This window comes from Chitinophaga sp. YR573, assembly GCF_900110995.1.
Taxonomy (GTDB): Bacteria; Bacteroidota; Bacteroidia; order Chitinophagales; family Chitinophagaceae; genus Chitinophaga.
In genome coordinates, this window is the sequence record NZ_FOJF01000001.1 from 2270191 (window position 1) to 2289635 (window position 19445).

Annotated in this window: 19 protein-coding genes; 12 read left to right on the forward strand and 7 right to left on the reverse strand. The window is 43.4% G+C overall.

Annotated elements, in window-relative coordinates:
- Window positions 1-45: 45 nt before the first annotated feature.
- Together BMW86_RS09485 and BMW86_RS09490 are read right to left on the reverse strand one after the other, a co-directional pair.
- Window positions 46-1020 carry a deoxyhypusine synthase family protein gene (locus tag BMW86_RS09485; protein ID WP_089781211.1) on the reverse strand — a complete coding sequence of 325 codons (975 nt, stop codon included), beginning with the start codon at window positions 1018-1020 and terminating at the stop codon, window positions 46-48.
- 150 nt (window positions 1021-1170) lie between these two features.
- The gene (locus BMW86_RS09490; RefSeq protein ID WP_143056536.1) at window positions 1171-1629 is read right to left on the reverse strand and encodes a hypothetical protein; all 459 of its coding nucleotides are present in this window, start codon (window positions 1627-1629) and stop codon (window positions 1171-1173) included.
- Between the two features lie 206 nt (window positions 1630-1835).
- Here BMW86_RS09490 and BMW86_RS09495 point away from each other — a divergent pair, with 206 nt between their 5' ends.
- The 6 genes from BMW86_RS09495 to BMW86_RS09520 all read left to right on the forward strand — a co-directional run bounded on the left by BMW86_RS09495 (window position 1836) and on the right by BMW86_RS09520 (window position 6819).
- The gene (locus BMW86_RS09495; protein WP_089781215.1) at window positions 1836-2420 is read left to right on the forward strand and encodes an acyl carrier protein phosphodiesterase; all 585 of its coding nucleotides are present in this window, start codon (window positions 1836-1838) and stop codon (window positions 2418-2420) included.
- A 47-nt stretch (window positions 2421-2467) separates the two neighbouring features.
- A complete protein-coding gene (locus tag BMW86_RS09500) occupies window positions 2468-3058 on the forward strand; it encodes a DUF2911 domain-containing protein (RefSeq protein WP_089781216.1) in 591 nt (196 codons plus the stop codon).
- A 398-nt stretch (window positions 3059-3456) separates the two neighbouring features.
- A complete protein-coding gene (locus BMW86_RS09505; RefSeq protein WP_089781219.1) occupies window positions 3457-4596 on the forward strand; it encodes a cystathionine gamma-synthase in 1140 nt (379 codons plus the stop codon).
- A gap of 92 nt (window positions 4597-4688) precedes the next feature.
- The gene (locus BMW86_RS09510; protein WP_089781221.1) at window positions 4689-5462 is read left to right on the forward strand and encodes a TIGR02757 family protein; all 774 of its coding nucleotides are present in this window, start codon (window positions 4689-4691) and stop codon (window positions 5460-5462) included.
- Window positions 5463-5476: 14 nt separating this feature from the next.
- A complete protein-coding gene (locus BMW86_RS09515; RefSeq protein WP_143056537.1) occupies window positions 5477-6439 on the forward strand; it encodes a DUF6263 family protein in 963 nt (320 codons plus the stop codon).
- Between the two features lie 50 nt (window positions 6440-6489).
- Window positions 6490-6819, forward strand: a complete 330-nt coding sequence (locus BMW86_RS09520) for a hypothetical protein (protein WP_089781224.1) — start codon at window positions 6490-6492, stop codon at window positions 6817-6819.
- A gap of 8 nt (window positions 6820-6827) precedes the next feature.
- Here the strand turns inward: BMW86_RS09520 and BMW86_RS09525 are convergent, their stop codons facing one another.
- Window positions 6828-7490 (reverse strand): sterol desaturase family protein, encoded by a 663-nt coding sequence (locus BMW86_RS09525; RefSeq protein ID WP_089781226.1) that lies wholly within the window; start codon window positions 7488-7490, stop codon window positions 6828-6830.
- Between the two features lie 249 nt (window positions 7491-7739).
- Between BMW86_RS09525 and BMW86_RS09530 the strand changes: the two genes are divergently transcribed.
- Together BMW86_RS09530 and BMW86_RS09535 are read left to right on the forward strand one after the other, a co-directional pair.
- Window positions 7740-8747, forward strand: coding sequence for a fumarylacetoacetate hydrolase family protein (locus tag BMW86_RS09530; RefSeq protein WP_089781228.1), 1008 nt, complete (start codon window positions 7740-7742; stop codon window positions 8745-8747).
- Window positions 8748-9632 (forward strand): flavin reductase family protein, encoded by an 885-nt coding sequence (locus BMW86_RS09535; RefSeq protein WP_089781230.1) that lies wholly within the window; start codon window positions 8748-8750, stop codon window positions 9630-9632. It abuts the gene before it with no gap.
- 131 nt (window positions 9633-9763) lie between these two features.
- Here the strand turns inward: BMW86_RS09535 and BMW86_RS09540 are convergent, their stop codons facing one another.
- Both BMW86_RS09540 and BMW86_RS09545 read right to left on the reverse strand, forming a co-directional pair.
- Window positions 9764-10495 carry a DUF4197 domain-containing protein gene (locus BMW86_RS09540; protein WP_089781231.1) on the reverse strand — a complete coding sequence of 244 codons (732 nt, stop codon included), beginning with the start codon at window positions 10493-10495 and terminating at the stop codon, window positions 9764-9766.
- A 113-nt stretch (window positions 10496-10608) separates the two neighbouring features.
- Complete coding sequence (locus BMW86_RS09545) at window positions 10609-11442, reverse strand: universal stress protein (protein WP_089781233.1); 834 nt, start codon at window positions 11440-11442, stop codon at window positions 10609-10611.
- A gap of 112 nt (window positions 11443-11554) precedes the next feature.
- Between BMW86_RS09545 and lysS the strand changes: the two genes are divergently transcribed.
- Window positions 11555-13066 (forward strand): lysine--tRNA ligase, encoded by a 1512-nt coding sequence (gene lysS / locus BMW86_RS09550; RefSeq protein WP_089781235.1) that lies wholly within the window; start codon window positions 11555-11557, stop codon window positions 13064-13066.
- A 148-nt stretch (window positions 13067-13214) separates the two neighbouring features.
- A complete protein-coding gene (locus BMW86_RS09555) occupies window positions 13215-15335 on the forward strand; it encodes a S9 family peptidase (protein ID WP_089781237.1) in 2121 nt (706 codons plus the stop codon).
- A 728-nt stretch (window positions 15336-16063) separates the two neighbouring features.
- On the opposite strand, the gene lptC is transcribed toward BMW86_RS09555, so the two are convergent.
- Together lptC and BMW86_RS09565 are read right to left on the reverse strand one after the other, a co-directional pair.
- Window positions 16064-16618 carry an LPS export ABC transporter periplasmic protein LptC gene (gene lptC, locus BMW86_RS09560; protein ID WP_089781239.1) on the reverse strand — a complete coding sequence of 185 codons (555 nt, stop codon included), beginning with the start codon at window positions 16616-16618 and terminating at the stop codon, window positions 16064-16066.
- Between the two features lie 55 nt (window positions 16619-16673).
- Window positions 16674-17309 (reverse strand): LON peptidase substrate-binding domain-containing protein, encoded by a 636-nt coding sequence (locus tag BMW86_RS09565; RefSeq protein WP_089781240.1) that lies wholly within the window; start codon window positions 17307-17309, stop codon window positions 16674-16676.
- Between the two features lie 141 nt (window positions 17310-17450).
- On the opposite strand from BMW86_RS09565, the gene BMW86_RS09570 reads away from it, so the two are divergent.
- Together BMW86_RS09570 and BMW86_RS09575 are read left to right on the forward strand one after the other, a co-directional pair.
- Entirely contained in the window at window positions 17451-18377 is a 927-nt protein-coding gene (locus BMW86_RS09570) for a glycosyltransferase family 2 protein (RefSeq protein WP_089781241.1), read from the forward strand.
- Window positions 18378-18387: 10 nt separating this feature from the next.
- The gene (locus BMW86_RS09575; RefSeq protein WP_089781243.1) at window positions 18388-19431 is read left to right on the forward strand and encodes a glycosyltransferase family 4 protein; all 1044 of its coding nucleotides are present in this window, start codon (window positions 18388-18390) and stop codon (window positions 19429-19431) included.
- The last annotated feature ends 14 nt before the right edge of the window (window positions 19432-19445 follow it).

A 19445-nucleotide genomic window follows, 5' to 3' on the forward strand; every position in this document is an offset into this window, starting at 1 on the left:
GGAGAAAAGTTGCCTTTTCTCCTTTCAAATAAGTAACCAAAAGTCTTACCAGCCCAGCAGGTAAGCAAATATTAACGGAGCTACGATAGTAGCATCTGATTCAACAATAAACTTAGGTGTGGTAATATCCAGTTTACCCCAGGTGATCTTCTCATTAGGCACTGCTCCGGAATAAGAACCGTAAGAAGTGGTAGAGTCCGAAATCTGGCAGAAGTAACTCCAGAAAGGCACATCATGCCATTCCAGGTCCTGGTACATCATAGGCACTACGCAAATCGGGAAGTCACCTGCAATACCACCACCAATCTGGAAGAAGCCTACACCTTTACCTGCAGAATTTTTACGGTACCAGTCGGCCAGCCATATCATGTATTCGATACCGCTCTTCATGGTAGAAGGTTTTAACTCACCTTTGATACAGTAAGAAGCAAAGATGTTACCCATGGTACTATCTTCCCATCCTGGTACGATGATAGGAATATTACGCTCTGCAGCAGCAATCATCCAGCTATTCTTAGGATCAATTTCATAATGTTCCTTCATAGCACCGCTCAGCAGCAGTTTGTACATATATTCATGAGGAAGATAACGTTCTCCTTTATCGTCAGCATCTTTCCAGATCTTATAGATATGTTCCTGGATGCGGCGGAATGCTTCTTCTTCCGGGATACAGGTATCTGTAACCCTGTTAAAACCATCCTGCAGCAGGTCCCATTCTTCCTGAGGGCTGAGATCACGGTAATGTGGCACCCTCTTATAATGGGTATGTGCTACAAGATTCATTATATCCTCTTCCAGGTTAGCACCTGTACAGGAAATAATATCCACCTTTCCCTGGCGGATCATTTCCGCGAAAGAAATACCCAACTCCGCAGTACTCATAGCACCGGCAAGAGATACCAGCATCTTTCCACCTTCCAGTAAATGTGTCTCATATCCTTTAGCAGCATCCACCAATGCAGCAGCATTGAAGTGGCGGTAGTGGTGCTGGATAAATTGAGAAATAGGCCCTTTATTCATGTCCGTTAAAAGTTTAAAATCCAAAACAGAGGGCCAAAGGTAAGGAATTTGATCTGTCTCTCTTCGTTTACAGCAAGTTGATAAAAAAAAGATAGTCCATAATACCCCCTCGGTAATATGGACTACAATACAGTGGCAGGAGCTAACAGCTTACGCTTTCTTCATGTTTTGGTGTACAGTCAGTGAACCGGAACTGGTAGCTTTAATCACTTTCCAGGAGGTGGCATTCTCAAGCGTAACATAATAAACGAGCGTTCCTTCAGACTGGAATTCTACTACCCAGCGAATCTGTTCGTCAGGATAACGTTTAGCCAGTTTGTTTGCTACGATCATTGGTAACTGATCTTCCTGGATGTAACGACGTGTAGCCAACAGGTTACCATCACCATCAAAGTATGCAGTTACACTATGTTCACGCAGCGTAAATCTGGCCATGAACGTTTTGTTGTCATCGCTGTACCACTTGATAGCAGAAGCACCTGCGAACTCTTTGTCAAGTGCCGTTTTTAATTTACTGGAAGCCTCCAGTTCTTTTGTACCTGCAAATAATAATTGTGTACTTAACAGCGCAGCTGTTAAAAATAACACTGTCTTTTTAATGCAACTCATGATTGAAAAATTAGAAGGTTTCATGGCGGAAACTTTTAAGTGTTTTATGATAACAATAATGTTTGTTTCTTAGTTTAGGCAAAGTCAAATCTTTTATCCAAACCTTACACATCAAAGACATCACTGTTATTAATAAGTTGCATGAGAAGTAAAAATGTTTCAAATCTTTACGTTAAGTAATTGTTAAAGCCGTTAACTTCATATGCATGAATTATCTCGCTCACGCATATCTGTCTTTTAATAACCCCGCATTAACCGTTGGTAATATGATTGCGGATTTTGTAAAAGGCAATCGATGGCAGGAATATGAAGAGGGCATTCAGCAAGGCATCCGCATACACAGAGCAATAGATACATTTACTGATCAGCATCCTGCAACACTCGCCGCAAGAGAATATTTCCAACCTTCATCCGGCAGATACAGCGCCGTATTTATAGATGTAGTATACGATCACTTCCTCGCAACAGATAACACCATCTTCACAGAAAATTCACTGGCTACATTTTCATCACAGGTATATCAGATATTAAATGATCATTATGATATTTTGCCTCCCAGGTTTCAACAGATGTTCCATTATATGAGCACACAGAACTGGTTATATAATTACAGAACAAAAGATGGCATCTTAAAAAGTTTAAACGGAATAGTACGCCGCGCTAAATACATGGAAGGAACAGCCGATGCTATTTTTGCTGCAATGGAAGATAATTATGATGAACTGGCTGTTCATTATCGGACATTCTTCCCCGAAATAATCACATACGTGAAAGAGTCATTTCCGCATTAAGCATTAAGTTGTAGGTTTGTACCCGAACAAAGAACTGTTAGCAAACCATGAAAAAACCAGTATTAATAGCGCTGCTCCTTACAGTAGGCATGCTCGTAAACGCACAAGATAAGAAGCTGCCTCCTCTTGATTCCAGTCCTATGGACATGGCGTATTACCCTGTAATGTATCCTTATGTAGTAAAAGTAAAAGGCGAACCCGGTCAGTTAGTAGCCCGCGTTATCTACAGCCGTCCGCAGAAAAAAGGAAGAAAGATCTTCGGAGATCTGGAACCCTATGGTGAAATTTATCGCCTTGGCGCCAACGAAGCCACAGAAATTGAGTTTTACCGCGCAGTTACCATTGGTGGTAAAAACATTCCCAAAGGCAGGTATACCATGTATTCCATCCCGGACGAGAAAAAATGGACACTCATTATTAACCGTGATACAGATATCTGGGGAGCTTTTAAGTATGATAAAAGCAAAGATGTTGTGAGGACCGACCTTCCCGTAACCACACTGGATACACCGGTAGATCCCTTTACAATGGTATTTGAAAAAGCGCCTTATGGTGCTAACCTCATTATCGCCTGGGATATTGTAAGTATTACATTGCCGGTTAAATGGTCGGATAAAGTAGTTACAGGTAAGAAGTAAAAAAAAATGTGCTGATGTTATAATGAAAGTGAATCATTAGCATCAGCACATTTAGTAATAAAGGTGGTAAGAATACCGCCCACGAATTTTAACCATATCCTATGAAAAACCTTTTCAAAAGTAACAGGAATAACTGCGGGAATACTACGCTATTGGCCCAAGTCATTAAAATAGTTCGTGAGTGATGCGAATTACTAGGTGTAGTAACATTTAATAGCGATTTCTGACAAAAAACCCGCACTCCCTGCGTATTTCTACGTTCTGATTTACTTACGTAATTATACTTATATTAAAATTCCACTATTCATCCCTGATTTCCTTCTGCGTAATATGCTGCTGCCGGAATACCATAATTAGTACCTTTGACGCATTCTTCTAAAAATTAAATACTTACAGGCATGAAGCTGGGAACTAAACTAATACACGCAGGCGTAGCCCCCGACCCATCTACCGGGGCCATCATGACCCCCATTTTTCAAACTTCCACTTATGTACAAAGCGCTCCCGGCCAGCATAAAGGCTATGAATACGCCCGTACACAAAATCCTACCCGCGATGCATTACAGAGCGCCCTCGCTGCCATAGAGAACGGTAAATTCGGTATCTCCTTCGGAAGTGGCCTTGCTGCTACAGACGGTGTAATGAAACTCCTGAACCCGGGTGATGAAGTAATTGCGTCCAATGACCTCTACGGTGGTACCTATCGCATATTCACAAAGGTTTTTGAACGCTATGGCATCAAATTCCAGTTCATTAATATGCAGGATGCACAGAACATTAAAAACTATGTAACAGCCAAAACCAGGTTGATATGGATAGAAACTCCTACCAACCCTTTGCTGAACATCATTGATATAGCAGCTACCGCACAGATAGCCCAACAACATAATATACTCCTTGCCGTAGATAACACCTTTGCTTCCCCTTATCTCCAGAATCCACTGGACCTGGGTGCAGACATCGTAGTACACTCGGCTACCAAGTATATCGGCGGCCACAGTGATGTGGTACACGGCGCCCTTATCGTAAAAGAGGAGGAACTGGCCAAACAACTCTACTTCATACAAAACAGCTGCGGGGCAGTTCCCGGCCCACAGGATTGTTTCCTGGTCCTCCGCGGACTCAAAACACTGCACGTACGCATGCAAAGACATTGCGAAAACGGCGCTGCTGTAGCTAAGTTCCTGCGCCAGCATCCTAAAGTGGCCAAAGTATACTGGTGTGGCTTTGAAGACCATCCCAATCACCATATTGCCAAAAAACAGATGCGCGACTTCGGTGGTATGATTTCCTTCACGCTCAAAGACGATAGCCAGGAGGCAGCCTTCAAAGTACTAAGTAGTACTCATCTTTTTTCCCTGGCAGAATCACTGGGTGGAGTAGAATCACTCATAGGTCATCCTGCCAGCATGACACATGCATCTATTCCCCGCGAAGAACGTATCAGCAACGGTCTTGTCGATTCTCTCATCCGTCTGAGCGTGGGTATAGAAGATGTTGAAGACTTGATAGCCGATCTGCAGCAAGCCATAGGATAAGCCATAGCAGCGGCATTTTCTTATTTATTCTGCATCTTTGCTTAATTTCAGATATAGACAGGTATGTCCTGATAAATAACCGAATATCAATTATGAAATTGCAGCAACTCAAGGCCTTCTTAGACACAAAGGTGGCATACTATAACAATCCCGACTTTATAGAAGGTGATCCTGTTTGTATACCTCACCTGTTTAGTGAACTGCAGGATATTGAAATTGCAGGGCTGTTTGCTGCAGTACTGGCATGGGGCAACCGCACTACTATCATCAACAAGTGCAGGGAACTGATGCAGCATATGGATAACGCTCCATATGATTACATCAGGAACCACCAGCCAAAAGAACGACTCAAACTCATGCAATTCTGTCACCGTACATTTAACGGTATAGATCTGCTGTACTTTATAGAGTTCCTTCAACACTACTATGAAAATATCACCTCCCTGGAATTTGCCTTCAGTGGCCATATGACTTCCAGCGATGTGAATGTTGAAAAAGGATTGATAGGATTTCATAAAACATTCTTCTCCCTCGAACACCCGGAAAGGACCCGCAAACACATTTCAACACCAGAAAAGAACTCCGCCTGCAAACGGCTGAACATGTATCTGCGCTGGATGGTAAGAAATGATGAAAATGGCGTGGATTTTGGACTATGGAAGCACATTTCACCTTCCCAGCTCGTTTGCCCGGTAGATGTACATGTGGCAAGGGTAGCTACCAGACTTGGTCTGATACCGGAAGCGAAGTCCGATTGGCGAACAGCACTGGACCTTACAGCTCAGTTACGCCAACTGGATCCTGAAGATCCTGCCAAATACGACTTTGCACTGTTCGGCCTGGGAGTAATTGAAAAATATGTATAATAAACTATAGTGTAATGATGAAGCGATTTTTTGTGTCAATGGCATTAGGGTCAGCGCTGGCTATACCAGCATTCGCCCAGGAACAACCGGAACAGAGGGACTATATAGATCTCAGCTACAATTTCCAGAAAGGACAGCAATTCGAACTGAAACAGGAAAGCCGCAGTGAAACCTACACCACAGTAGATGATGTGACTAATCGCGTTACCCGCGATTTTAATAACACCATCACCATCAATGTGGATGATAACATCGCAGGCGTGGCTACCCTCACATTTCGTTACAAAGAGCTGAAATTCAACTTCAATACCAGGAACCAGAATATCCTGGTAGATGCCAATACGCCAAATGACAAGGAACCATTCCAGGCTGCCCTGAAAAGCATACTGGACCATCCTTTTACAGTAACCCTTCAGGCTACCGGTTATATTACCAAAATCAACGGCCTGGATGAACTACTGGATAAAGCCTCCGCTACCTTCTCCAGCCTGAAAGAAAACGAACAGGAAGCCTATAAGAAACTGATGAAAGACCAGTTCGGCACCAACGCCTTCCGCTCATGGCTGGAACAACTGCTGGTTACATACCCCGTACGCAGTATTAAATTAGGTACCCGCTGGGAAGAAAACGTACCTATCCGTACTGGCCTTGTAGGTAGTATAGACCTTTACTGGAACCTGCAGACCTGGGACGCTAAAACCGTTAAAATAAATGGTACAGGTAAAGTAAATACCAATAAAGTAGAAACATTTACCATTGAAGATGGTATTCAGGCGACCGCTGAGATCAACGGTGATATCATGACCAACTACCTCATCGACCGCTCTTCCGGTTTACCCAGCATTGCTGCCCAGAACACAGAAATGAATGGTACATATACCTACCTGGCCAACAAAGCCAAGCGCATCAAGAAAGATATTAAAGTGCCCGTAAGAATTGTGACGAATGCGTCTTACAAGATCAAACAAATGAAATAATAGCACAACAAAAAAGCTCCTCACGGAGCTTTTTTGTTATAATAAAATGTATGGATCCCGTAGTATTTCAGGAAACAGTCCTTCAGTTATCAGAAGATGCAGCCCTGGCTATTCAGCCGGGCATTACCTATGAACAACTGGAAGAATTGCTTGCACAAAGACTGGAAGAGCTGATCAGCCACAACTTTCAGCAGTTTGTACTTTTACTGTACAAAATAGATGTAGCCGAAAATAAAGTACGTGAAGTACTTGAATCAGATATCACCCCTGATGCCTACCGCAAAATAGCAGCCCTGCTTATTCAGCGGCAACAGCAAAAGATCATATCCCGTAAAGAATTTACAAAACCTATTGACGACGATGGGGAAGAGAAGTGGTGATCGGGCTATTACTTATTAAACATTAATTCTCTTACTTTTTCTTTATCCTCTTTCTCCTTTTCCAGGTCAAAACTGGTCCTGAATGCCCAGTCCCAGAAAGATGAGCTTACGCCATAACCTTTATCATCGCCTTTATAATGATGCAGATGATGATTACGCCAGAGAGGCTTCATCGCCTTTAAAGGAGGGTTCCAGGCATGAATTGCATAATGCATGCTTCCATATATAAGATACCCAAGCAAAAAGCCGGGGAAAAACATGAAAGCAACATTGTTCATGAAAAAATACTGCGCGCCGAAGACCACTGATGCCAGTATCAGACTGGGTACCGGAGGCATAAACAGGCGCTGCTTATCACGTGGGTATTCATGGTGATTACCATGTAACACATACACAATACGTTGCAATCTGGGGTTCTCTGTTACAAAATGAAATACATAACGATGTATTGCATATTCAAAAAGCGTCCAGCAAAGCATGGCTCCCAGGAAAACTGTTGTGATTGTAAAGAACCCAAAACCCAGGGTTACACGACTGTAATACAACATAAACCCGATAATAGGCAGGTATATTCCCCATATCGCAAGGGGATGTGTTTTGGTGAGCATTTCCAAATACCTGCTTTCAAATAATCTAGCCTGTCCTTTATTCTTAATCTTATCAAACTTCATGACTTCCGGTTTTAATTTTTTGAGTCAAATAGGTTGAATAGCTTCTGTGTTTCCTTTCCACGGCTTATCGCCGACTGAATATATCTGCTAATATTATGCCGATTCAAGTGCCAATAAGTATAATTATTTTACTAATAAATGAACCCGTATGCACACACTAACAATAACGCTAACAGAATGTTGCACCCCTACAGATAAAAATATCATTTTACCTATATTTACAGCTCATACAACCAGAACACTCACTTTATGAAACTAGTTACCTACCTCCGGGATGAGAGCGATCAGCTGGCAATATTAGTTGGCGACACTTTGTACAATACCCAGGATTTACACCCCGATTTACCCGGAAATATGCAAATGTTTCTATTGATGTGGGACGATGTTATCGGCATCGCTATGGAAGCTGATGCCCAGTTAAAGGCAGGAAAACACGTTGGCATAGGCATGGGTATCCAATATGATCGTGTACATGTTATCGCTCCCGTACCCTTTCCTTCTTCCTGCCGCGATGGCTACGCATTCCGCCAGCACGTGGCCACTGCACGCCGTAACCGTAAAATGGAAATGATCCCGGAATTCGATCAGTTCCCTATCTTTTACTTCACCAACCATAACGCTATACAAGGCCCTGGTGACGTACACTGCATGCCGGACCATTTCGAAAATCTCGACTTTGAACTGGAAGCTGCCGTTGTGATATGCCGTCCCGGACGTAATGTCACCGCCGCTGAAGCAGATGACTATATAGCAGGGTTCATGATCATGAATGATATGAGCGCACGCGTATTACAGATGGATGAAATGAAACTCAACCTTGGCCCTGCCAAAGGAAAAGATTTCAGCACCGTGATAGGCCCCATGCTTGTAACGCCTGATGAACTGGAACACCTGCTGATACCGGCAAGACCAGGACATACCGGCAAGAATTACAACCTTAAAATGACATGTAAAGTAAATGGCATCCAGGTGAGCGAAGGGAATATGGGTGATATGAACTGGACCTTTGCAGAAATCATTGAACGTTGTGCCTATGGCGCCAACATCCTGCCCGGTGATGTAATAGGCAGTGGCACCGTAGGTACCGGATGTTTCCTGGAACTAAACGGTACAGGTAAACTAAATGATCCTAACTATCCTGTACAATGGCTGCAACCAGGTGATGTAGTGGAAATGGAGATCGATGGACTGGGTACCCTCTCTAATACAATAGTGCAGGAAGAATCTGATTTCTCTATTCTCAAACTGAAGAAATAAATGCAAATCATTCCCGGGCAGCTAAAAACCGCCGAGTTGCACACCTGGCTGCAGAGCGCTATTGCGCCCAGGCCCATCTGTTTTGCCAGTACAATGGACAAAGACGGGCAGCCTAATCTGTCTCCCTTTAGTTTTTTTAATCTTTTCGGGAGCAATCCTCCTACTCTTATATTCTCTCCGGCACGCCGGGTACGTGACAATACCATCAAACATACCCTGGAGAATATCTATGCTACCAAAGAAGTGGTGATCAATGTGGTCAATTATGCCATGGTACAGCAGGCCTCACTGGCCAGCTGTGAATATCCAAGGGGCATCAGTGAGTTTGAGAAGTCCGGCTTTACACCCTTGCCTTCAGAAAAGATAAAACCCTTTCGTGTAAAAGAAAGCCCTGTACAGTTAGAGTGTATAGTAAAAGAGATTATAGAGACAGGGCAGGAAGGGGGTGCCGGGAACCTGGTTATCTGCGAACCGGTATTAATTCATATTAATGAAGATATTCTGGATAATAAAGGAGCGATAGACCCACACAAAATAGACCTTGTTGCCCGGATGGGAGCTGATTACTACTGCCGGGCATCCGGTGATGCTGTATTTGAAGTGGCAAAACCTAATACGGCATTAGGGATAGGGGTAGATGCCCTTCCTTTAACAATCCGTCACAGCCATATTCTCACAGGCAATAACCTGGGGCAGTTGGCCAATGTACAGCAGCAACCGGTCATTGACCCTGCATTTGATGATGTACACCTGAAAAATATCTTCCAGTACTACAGCATTGCACCGGAAGAAATGGAGAAAGAACTGCATCGTTATGCACAGAAACTGCTGGAACAGGGAAAAGTACAGGAAGCCTGGCAGGTTTTGCTGGCAGGAAGTCTGTAAAATCATTTATACATGGAAAAAGGCCAGCAGTTGCTGGCCTTTTTCCATGTATATCTTAGTACGTTCCTTCATAGCTCCGTCCTCTCTCCGTCCTGTCTCCTTCCTGTCTGAAGCCTATTAACCGCGCACTTTTACTTTCCAAATACCTTCTTCAGCAGATCGGTAGTTCTTGCCGCCGGGTTAGCACGGATATTTGCTTCCTCTTTAGCTATCTGGTCAAACAGTGCATTCACAGCCATACCAGTTACGTAATCCTGCAAATCAGGATTGATCTTGTTAAAGGTAGTAGGCAGCTTATTATAAGAAGTTACAATGTCGCCATAGTACTTGGTAGCGCTGGTGCTATCCAGTGAACCCTTCACAACAGGCGTAAACGCAGTCTTCAGCTTATCAGTAGTTTTACCTTTAAAGTATTCAGTAGCAGCAGTCTTATCACCCTGAATCAGTTTCAGCGCATCTGTGATACTCATCTCCTTAATAGCATCTACAAAAATAGGAGCCGCATAACCTACCGCTTTTTCAGCAGCACGGTTAATAGACAGGATAGCTTTATCCACCTGGCTGCCTAAACCAATACCACGTAATGTATTCCCTGCTTTCACAGCATCTGGCGGGAGTAACATTTTATATGCCTCATTACCAAAGAATCCGTCTTTCTTATTCAGCGAAGCAATCCCGTTAGCAACTCCTTTCGACAGTGCTTCTTTAATAGCATTACCTGCATCAGTCTGCGTAACACCACTGGCAGTTGTACCACCAGTAGCAGTGCTTACTGCATTACCTAACTTTTTTAACAGCTGCGCCTGGGTAGCCGGCAGAAAGCCAATTCCGGATAATAACAAAAGCGATAGTTTCTTATACATATAGTTCGATGTTGTGATTTTACATGCAAAATAGTAACAATATTTGTACCACCAACCGGTTAAAGATTAGAATAATTTAAAACGGGAAAGGTTTAACAATCTTTAACATATCCTCACTCATGAATAGCGAGCATAGGAATATGTGTATGAAATGCCAGCTTTGCCGTACGACTCCGTCTGAACAATCCTTCAAACAATCCATGCTTGCGGGGAACAGTCAGAATCAGGTCGGCCTGGATCTTGTCCGCATACTCCATAATCCCTTCTACAATATTATCATGATCAATAAAGTGATAAACAGGATGATAGCCTTCCAGTAAGTTATCCAGCAACAGGCTTTCAAGCGGGATCTCTGCATTCAGGCCCTTTCCTGCCCGGTCTATATTCAATACATGCAGTTCTGCATGGAAGATGTCTAATAACTTTTTAAGAGGAGCAATAGGCGTATGTGTGCCTATTTTCTTGAAATCACAGGCAAACAGGATTTTATTGATGGGTTTGAAAGCCACCTCTCCAGGTACGATGATCACCGGGAAAGTAGTATGTTTCACCACATCTATGGTATTAGAACCTATCAGGATCTCTTCCAGTTGTCCGCCTCCGGTAATCCCCATCACAATCACATCCGCCATTTCTTCCTTCGCCACTTCGTCTATATTAGCTGCCAGCAGATTATTTTCCGCACGCACATCCAGCACAGCACCCGCTGGTACAAGCCCGGACAAATCCTGCTGCATTTTCGCAAGACCAGCCTCACTGGCTTCCTTCAACTCTTTGGGATCCACCACTGGTACAGATGTAGGCAGATCCGGTACCGGAATGATTAACTCATAGGCATGATACAACAGAATGCGACTGGTACCCAGTTGCGCTGCCAGTTTCAGCGCATAACGGGCTGCATTGTAAGCTGTTGCCGAGAAATCTGTAGGTACTATAATGGTTTTCATCCATTTAAGAGTTTAGTGTTGAAAAAATTGCCAACACCTGTAAATAGAAAATTTGATGCCAATTCCCCACTAAATCAGCTATTTTTGCACTCCATTATTCTAATTAGTACTCATGACACCACTATCTGAGCAAGAGATCATACGCAGGGAGAAAATGCAGGAACTGGAAAAGTTAGGAATTAACCCCTATCCTGCAGAAGAATTTCCCGTGAATAATACTGCCGCAAATATTAAGGCACTTTATTCAGAAGAAACAAAAGACCAGTTCCAGGACGTTTGCCTGGCAGGCCGTATTATGAGCGTGCGGGACATGGGTAAGGCTAATTTCGCACAGATACAGGACCATACCGGCCGTATGCAGGTTTATATCCGCCGCGATGATATCAGCGATGGTGAGGATAAAACCATGTACGATACCGTTTGGAAAAAATTATTAGATATCAGCGATATCATAGGTATCAGAGGTTATGCCTTTATTACCAAAACAGGAGAACTCTCCATACACGCAACAAAGATCACGGTACTGTCCAAAGCATTACGTCCGCTTCCTATCGTAAAAGAAAAAGAAGGCGAATCCTTTGATGCTGTCACTGATCCGGAATTTAAATACCGTCAGCGTTATGTTGACCTTATCATTAATCCGGAAGTAAAGGATGTGTTTATCAAACGCACCCGCATCATGCAGACTATCCGCGATTTCTATAACGAAATGGGTTACCTGGAAGTGGAAACACCAATCCTGCAGCCTATTCCGGGCGGTGCTGCTGCAAGGCCGTTCAAAACGCATCACAATGCGCTGGACATGCCTTTGTATCTCCGTATTGCAAATGAACTCTACCTCAAACGCCTCATCGTAGGTGGTTTTGAAGGGGTATACGAATTTGCCAAAGATTTCCGTAATGAAGGGATGGACCGTACCCACAATCCGGAGTTCACCGTGATGGAAATGTACGCGGCCTACAAGGATTATGAATGGATGATGCGTACTACAGAAACGCTGCTGGAAAAAATCGCTATCGCATTACATGGTACCACACAGGTACAGGTAGGTGATAAAGTGATCGACTTCAAAGCGCCTTTCCGCCGTATCAGTCTTTATGATGCTATTAAAGAACATACGAACATCGATGTTACCAATATGGGTGAAGATGAATTGCGTGCTACCTGCAAACAATTGAACATCTCTGTTCCTCCTAACATAGGTAAAGGCAAACTCATTGATGAGATCTTCGGAGAAACAAGTGAGCATCATTATATACAGCCCACTTTCATCATCGACTATCCCGTGGAAATGAGCCCGCTCACCAAAAAGCATCGTAGCAAAGCAGGACTGGTAGAACGTTTCGAGCTGATGGTAAATGGTAAAGAACTCGCTAATGCTTACAGTGAGCTGAATGATCCAATTGATCAGCGCAAGCGTTTCGAAGATCAGGTAGAACTCATGCAGCGTGGTGATGATGAAGCGATGTATATAGACTACGACTTCCTCCGTGCCCTGGAATACGGCATGCCGCCTACTTCCGGTATCGGTATCGGTATAGACCGTCTCACTATGATCATGACGAACCAGCCATCCATACAGGATGTACTGTTCTTCCCGCAAATGAAACAGGAAAAAATATAACGATAAAAGCCCGGCTAACTACCGGGCTTTTTTTATGCCTATCCCCCTTCAACCCCCAATCAGAATTTATCCAACCCACTCATCCGTAATTCCTACCTGATCATTTCTATTTTATTATTTTCGTTACAGATACAACAACATCCAAACTATGCGTACAAGACGTTATTTGTCAGTCTGTTTAACCGCAACAGGACTTTTCATCTCTACTGTGCAGGCACAGGAGAAAAAAGACCTCAGCTTCGGACAGATCTTCAAAGGAGAAGCCAGCGGCTTATCCCAGCCCTTACCAGCCATCCGCGGATGGGCAGATGATACCCACTATATAGAAATGCGTTCAGACGCTAAAGCCTGGAAAGTAGATGCCCAAACCGGCAATGCTACTCCCTATGAAAAAGCACCCGACGGTGCCAGTGTCGCCGTTGTACAAAACGATATTATCTACACCTCAGACGAAGGCGTAAAAACACAATTAACACACGACACCACCCAGGAAAGAAACCCAACCCTTTCCCCGGACGGTAAATACGTGGCGTTCACTCACGGTAACGATCTGTACAGCATAGAAATCGCTACTAAAAAACAAACCCGATACACAACAGACGGTACAGACGTTATCTATAACGGCTGGGCCTCCTGGGTATACTACGAAGAAATCCTCGGCCGCCCATCAAAATACCGCGCCTTCTGGTGGAGCCCCGACAGCAAACACATCGCCTACATGCACTTCAACGACAGCAAAGTGCCTGTATTCCCGATCTACAGCGCTACAGGACAACACGGCTACCTGGAAAACACCCGCTACCCTAAAGCAGGAGATACCAACCCTGCCGTAAAAGTGGGCATAGTACCCGTTACCGGTGGCAACACCGTATGGTCAGACTTCAACGAAAACGATGACCAATACTTCGGTACTCCCTTCTGGACAGCGGACGGTCACCTCTGGTTACAATGGATGAACCGCGGACAAGACAACCTGAAAATCTATGACGTGAACCTGGAAAACGGGTCTAAAAAAGAAGTCTACGACGAAAAACAACCTACCTGGATAGACTGGAAAGATGATATGACCTTCCTGGAAAACGGTAAAGGCTTCATCATGCAAAGCGATAAAACCGGCTGGGCACACCTCTACTGGTACAACATGGACGGCTCCCTGAACAAACAACTGACCAGCGGAAACTGGACCGTGAACTTCATCGCCAGCATCGATAATAAAAACCAGCTCATCTACTTCGTTGCCAGAAAAGAGGCTTCCACCCGTACGGACCTCTACCAGGTAAATATGAAAACAGGGGTACTCACCCGCCTCACTTTCGGAGATTACTTCCATAACACCATGGTAAGCCCCAACGGCTCTTTCTTCATCACCACCTATTCCAACCTGTCCACACCTCCGGTAATGGCCCTGTTGAATAACAAAGGTAAAGTGATAAGAGAGCTCGGCCATAGCAAAGGAGCCCAGTTCGACCAATACAACCTTGCCGGCACAAAGATCCGGTACTACAAAACAAGAGACGGCCTGGAACTTCCCATGACCATCACCATGCCTTTACATATGCAGGAAGGTAAAAAATACCCCATCCTCATCAGTATATATGGCGGCCCCAATGCCGGCACTGTGTACGATAACTGGAAATCATCCCTCCCCGCACAATGGCTGGCAAAAGAAGGCATCATCCAGGTAGCAATAGATAACCGCAGCTCAGGACAACTGGGTAAGATGGGTATGAACTACATCCATCGCCAGCTGGGCAAACACGAAATCGAAGATTATATGGACGCCACCACCTGGCTCCGTGCCCAACCCTGGACAGACACCACCAAGGTCTGCATCACAGGCGGCAGCTTTGGAGGGTATATCACCTGCATGGCACTGACCTATGGCGCCAGTGTATTCACCCACGGTATGGCTAACTACTCCGTTACCGACTGGCAGCTATACGATAGCCACTACACAGAACGCTATATGGATACCCCTGCGGAGAATCCGGACGGCTACCGTATAACCAGTCCCATTTATTACGCAGACCGCTACAAGGGCCTTTTAAGGATTACCCACGGCACTATGGACGACAACGTACATATCCAGAATAGTATTCAGTTTGTGGATAAGCTGGAAAACCTGGGCAAACACTTCGAGTTCATGATATACCCCGGCGAACGCCACGGCTGGAGAACAAGTATAAAAAACAGACACAGCGATAACGAAATGTATCGTTTCATATACAGGTACCTGTTGGAACAACCGTTTCCAAATGGATTTGAATAAGTAAGATGTTATCTGGGAGGTCCCGTGATGCTGAGAAGCTCACGGGGCTTTTCATTTAAAGGAGATATCGGGAGTTATAAAAAAAGAAACGGGGCTGGTGGATACCGGCCCCGAAAAATTTTAACCATATCTTTATTGAAAAACCTGTACCAAAGGTGCGGTTATTTTGAATACAGACATAATCCATTTTAGTGAATGCTATATTTTAGTTGGGGAACGTAATGAATAAGAAGTTAAACGTTTTGCAAAAACCAGGGAAAATCGCCTTATGGGTTAACTGAAGAGTGATGGATTTCTAATTATCAGTTGCTTAAGGAGATGAAAAGCAGACCGGTTTTAAAAGTAGAAGGGCGGTAAGAATACCGCCCTTGTAATAATTTTAACCATATCCTATGAAAAACCTGAACCAAAGATATACTACCGGAAGTTGTCTTTAGGTCCCCTTTCCGTGAACGTTATAAAATAGTTCGTAAAACGATCTATTTCGATAGGTCAGCCATTATATGTTGATTATTATCATATTAAATTAATTTTAAATCGTTTTTTAATACTATTTAACACCAACGGATACGCTAATCACCCCATATGAAAGAATAATCGTCTATAATGGCATAATTATTGTAATCTCTAATAGACAAAATTTTAGGTTAAAAAATAGGTTAAAGCGAAACGGCCCAACATTGCAGATTGCAATGTTGGGCCGTCTTCGTTATAGTATATTAACTAACTTATTGATTACTTGTACTATCCTTGATTACAAAAGGACCACTTGGGTGTAAAATTGTATAATCGCTAAAGTCCTGGTTAGATTCCAGGCCTGTTCCGTACAGGGTATCCGTAAGTGTACTGATACGAACTTCTTTATTAGAATAGAAAATTGCTTTCTTGGAATCCCAGTTCAACTCCTCACAGTCCAGTCGTTGCCCTTTTTTGTTGATAACCACTACATGGTCCCGCAGGTATACGTTGTCATTATTCTCAAAGTACTTACCGTACCGGGCGGTTAATGTACTCTCTACTCCCAGTGTATCATTATAGAACAATGCCTTCAGTCCTTTATTAAACTCCACATATACAGGAGATTGCATATGACGGAGCATCACCGGAGCGGTTAGCTTGGCCTTCACTTTGCCCAGCTGGCTGTAAATAGATTCTATATCTTTCCCTTCCTCCACTGCCGCAGTCTGTTTGTCCATCTTCAGGATGGCTTCCATATCATTCTCACAGGAAACGAATGCTAACAGTGACAAAGCGAACGCCAAACGCGTTATTATCTTCTTCATATCTGATTTATACGGCCCCAAATTTATACCAATCCCGGCTAGAAACAAGGCTTCCTTAAAGATCTCCTGCCGTCAGGTTCCTGAAATGCCCGTTCAGCTTTACCCTGTCCTTCAGCCTTTCCATCTCTGCCATTAAGGGAAGTACCTTCATCAGATGACGTTTCAGGTACTCCAGCCGTTGCATTTCCTGGAAAAGATGTAACACCTCATACTCCTCATCCAGTGAAAGACCAGCATGATGGGCCAGGTCATACGCACTTAGCTCTGCATCCGGCTTCTTAAAGCCCTTATTTACCTGTAACAGGTGATGCAGCTCCCGTAAAGCCTGTAATACCTGTGATTGTAACCGTTCATTACCCCGGAACTGGTTGTCCGGATAACTCACGATTGCTCCTGTATATAATTTATCAGGAATAGTCTGAATGATCTCCAGTACTCTAAACACCTGGGTCCCCCGGGTCACTACATCCAGCTCTCCGTTTTCGTATTCTTTCTGAATACTCACCACGTCTACTAGTGTACCGTACTCCGCTACTTTCTTTTCAATTACAGCGGGTATGCCAAACGGTTTGTTTTCTTTTATACAGTCGGCTATCAGTTGTTTATATCTGGGTTCAAAAATATGCAGGTTCAACTGCTCATCCGGGTAAACCACAACGCCTAAAGGGAATATGGGAATGAAATTAGTCATGCCACCTAAATTATAGAATTAGTACTAATCAACGAAATCCGGGCCAATAAGCTGTATAATTAGCCCACTAACACAAAATAATAATTTATAATTTTATAGCTTTCAACAAATACCTAATTTTCCGGCTTAATTGTATCTAAAATGCACATAACGTATGATGTTGCTATCATTTTAATCAACTACAACTCTACTCATTATACGAGGGATTGTATCCAGTCTGTTATAAAACATACAGACCCGCGGATTAAATGGCAGATCATTGTCGTGGATAATGCATCTTCCCCTGAAGCCTATCTGGAATTAAAGAACTTCGTGGATGAAAAAGAACATATCACCCTTGTCAGAAGTATCCTCAACGTAGGCTTCTCCGGTGGCAATATGCTGGGTGTACAACATGCCAGAGCCGATTATCTCTACTTCCTGAATAATGATACCGTTTTCCTGAACGACTGCCTGCAGATCCTGCACAACTTCATGCAGTCACATCCTGATACCGCTCTCTGTTCCGGACAGATGATGAACGGAAAGATGCAACCCATCAGAACGTTCACTTATTTCCCTACTGTATCTCTGAAACTATTAGGCCCGGGCTTACTGCGTAAATTCAAACCGGAAGCATTCCCCGTGCGGGATACTACCTATCAGCAGCCCTTGCAGGTGCCACTGGTATCAGGTGCTTCTATGTTTGTGCGTTCAGGTATGTTCGCTGCTATAGGCGGATTGGATACCAACTACTTCTTCTACTGCGAAGAAGAAGACCTTGCTTATACATTCAGGAAAAAAGGATGGAACTGTTACCTGGTACCGGAAGCACAGTTCATTCATTTTGTAGGTTCCAGCACAACCGTTAAAAAAGACTTTCTCCAGGAATACTATTTCTCTTTGATTTACTTCTTCTCGAAACATTATTCCTGGTTAAACTACACCATCTTAAAATGGTGGTTTTTCTTTAAGCTATTGAAGAAAGTATATAAAGGAGGATTCTATGCAAAAATTGCATGGATGATAGCACGCAATGCACCTCCCCGGTACTCTTTACGTTTCAGACAACAAATGCTGCGCTCATAAATAACTGGAAATGCATCTCATCGGATTAGATTTTGAAAAGCTGAAATACCAGCACAACGGATTATATACCTTCTGTCTTCAATTAGGACAACGGCTACTGCAATACACACAGGAAGACGAAAAACTGTTGTATTACCTTCCAAAGGATTTTAACGTCTTCAATGGCAACTTTGAAAAGATACCATACAAATGGTACGACCGCTACTTCTTTAATCCGCCAAAGATGGATGTATGGCATGCCGTACACCAGACAGGTAATGTATGGCCACGCAAAAAAGCGAAGAAAACAATCCTTACTATACACGATCTCAATTTCCTTTTTGATGATCGGAAAAGCAGTGCGGAGAAAAACGGATTGCTGAAAGAAATGCAGCAACAGGTAGATGAAACAGATGTAGTGGTAGCCATTTCTAAATTCACGTTGCAAACTATTCATCAGCATATCAAAGTACCGGAAGATAAATGCAGAATCATTTATCAGGGTTCTGAAGTAAAAGAATTCCCTGGTTTTGATGCCCCGGCATACAGACCAGTAAAGCCTTTCCTGTTCTCTATCGGCATGATCCTTCCTAAAAAGAATTTTCATGTATTACCTGCGCTTCTGGAACACAACGACTATGAGCTGATTATTGCTGGTAAACAACAGGGAGATTATATCAAAAAGATAGAACAGGAAGCTGCCGCACTGGGCGTAAGCGATCGCGTAAAACTCTTAGGTACTATTACCGATGAAGAAAAATACTGGTACTACAAAAATTGTAAGGCCTTCATGTTCCCTTCCATTGCCGAAGGTTTTGGTGCGCCGGTAGTAGAGGCTATGCACTTTGGTAAACCGGTATTCTTATCTGATAAAACCAGCTTACCCGAAATAGGCGGAGATGCTGCTTATTATTTCCGCAGCTTCGATAAAACAGAAATGCAGAAAGTATTTGAAGCCGGTATCACTCATTTCGAACAACATCAACCAGTAGCAGCTGTGCAACAACATGCAAAGTTATTCAGTTGGGATACTAACGCAAAAGAGTATATGAAATTATATAGATCTATGTACTGATAAAAAGCCTGCTA